The 1,398-nt window shown below is 58.2% G+C and carries 2 protein-coding genes, 1 pseudogene and 1 other annotated feature; of the genes and pseudogenes, 1 reads left to right on the top strand and 2 read right to left on the bottom strand.

Annotation, left to right across the window (positions count from 1 at the left end):
* Nucleotides 1–32: 32 nt before the first annotated feature.
* A complete protein-coding gene (locus B7449_RS24445) occupies nt 33–281 on the bottom strand; it encodes an IS3 family transposase (RefSeq protein WP_141654757.1) in 249 nt (82 codons plus the stop codon).
* Nucleotides 207–323, bottom strand: a sequence feature (AL1L pseudoknot). (Overlaps the previous gene by 75 nt.)
* A complete protein-coding gene (locus B7449_RS17330; RefSeq protein WP_048883920.1) occupies nt 278–601 on the bottom strand; it encodes a transposase in 324 nt (107 codons plus the stop codon). (Overlaps the previous feature by 46 nt.) Before B7449_RS17330 ends, B7449_RS24445 begins: the two co-directional genes overlap by 4 nt.
* A gap of 56 nt (nt 602–657) precedes the next feature.
* Here B7449_RS17330 and B7449_RS17320 point away from each other — a divergent pair.
* Nucleotides 658–1,398 (top strand): annotated as a pseudogene (locus B7449_RS17320) (Tn3 family transposase); the annotation flags it as partial.

Raw genomic sequence — 1,398 nt, 5'->3', positions numbered from 1 at the left:
GGCATAAGCACTTCCTGACCGGCACAAAACCGTTACAAGTCCACGACATCCAGGCCTTCACGTTTGAGCTGATGCCAGACCTTGCGCGCTCCATAGACGCAGAAATTATTATTCCACACTCTACGGATGTCATCGCATAGCTCTTTGTCTTTCTGGCTGCGCACACACGGATTTTTCTGTCTGGCAACAGTTGCATAATAGGCAGATGGTGCAATCGACAGAACCCTGCAGATTGACCCGACACCATATGTCTGCCGATGCTCCTCAATGAAGCGTGTCATGGCTTGAAGATGCGGTCGAGTTCCGCTTGGGCAAAATATGCCGACGCCTTGCGCAGGATTTCATTGGCCTGCCGCAATTCGCGGTTCTCTCGCTCCAGTTGCCTGATCTTCTCCAGATCAGGAAGATCACTTACCGCAGGCGCATTGGCCCGTTCATGCAGACGGGTCCATTTTGACAGCGTGTCAGGATGAATATCCAGCTTTGGAGCGATCATCATCACCGCAGACCACCGCGACGGATGGTTCTTCTCTTCCTCCAGAACCATGCGGGCTGCACGTTCACGAAACTCAGGTGGAAAACGCTTCGATTTGTTGCTCATGAATCCTTCTTACCTCTCGGGTCGTTCCGTCTCCACAAAACCCGGGGCAATTCAGCGCCGACCTTGCGATCGAGCGTCACCATACCGATGGCGGGGGCGTTTCGGATCATGTGTTCGCCCTATGCCATCTCCTCGGTTTCCGTTTCGCCCCGCGCATCCCCAACATCGGTAACAGACGCCTGCATCTGTTCGGCAACATGAAGCCTGGGTCGACTGTCGCCCCATTGATGGCCCAGCCGATCGACGAACGCCTGATCTCCGAGCACTGGGACGACGTGATCCGGCTCGCCACCTCAATCCGTACCGGCGTCACCAGCGCGTCGCTGATGCTGGAACGGCTCGGTTCTTATCCTCGCGCGAACGGTCTCGCCCTTGCCCTGCGAGAGATGGGCCGCGTTGAGCGTACGCTGTTCACGCTCGACTGGATCGAGCTCCCCGAAGAACGCCGCCGCGCCACCCGCGAGTTGAACAAGGGAGAGGCCCAGAACGCCCTCAAGCGCGCCATCTTTTTCCATCGCACCGGCCGGATCCGCGATCACGGACTGCAAGCCCAGGGACATCGGGCGAGCGCGCTCAATCTCGTCGCCAGCGCCATCGTATTGTGGAACACCACCTATCTCGGAGTCGCAATGCGGCATCTCGAACGTCAAGGACGATCCGTTGCGCCTGATCTGCTCCAGCATCTCTCTCCGCTGGGGTGGCAGCATATCAACCTGACCGGGGATTACCTCTGGACCGACGCCGGCATCCCGGAAGGGAAACTCCGCCCGCTCCGGCAAGCCATCACAATCACCGAT

The organism is Komagataeibacter intermedius TF2, assembly GCF_000964425.1.
GTDB classification, from domain to species: Bacteria; Pseudomonadota; Alphaproteobacteria; order Acetobacterales; family Acetobacteraceae; genus Komagataeibacter; species Komagataeibacter intermedius.
The sequence above is the reverse complement of the archived record's forward strand: the minus strand, read 5'-3'. Positions and strand labels throughout refer to the sequence as shown.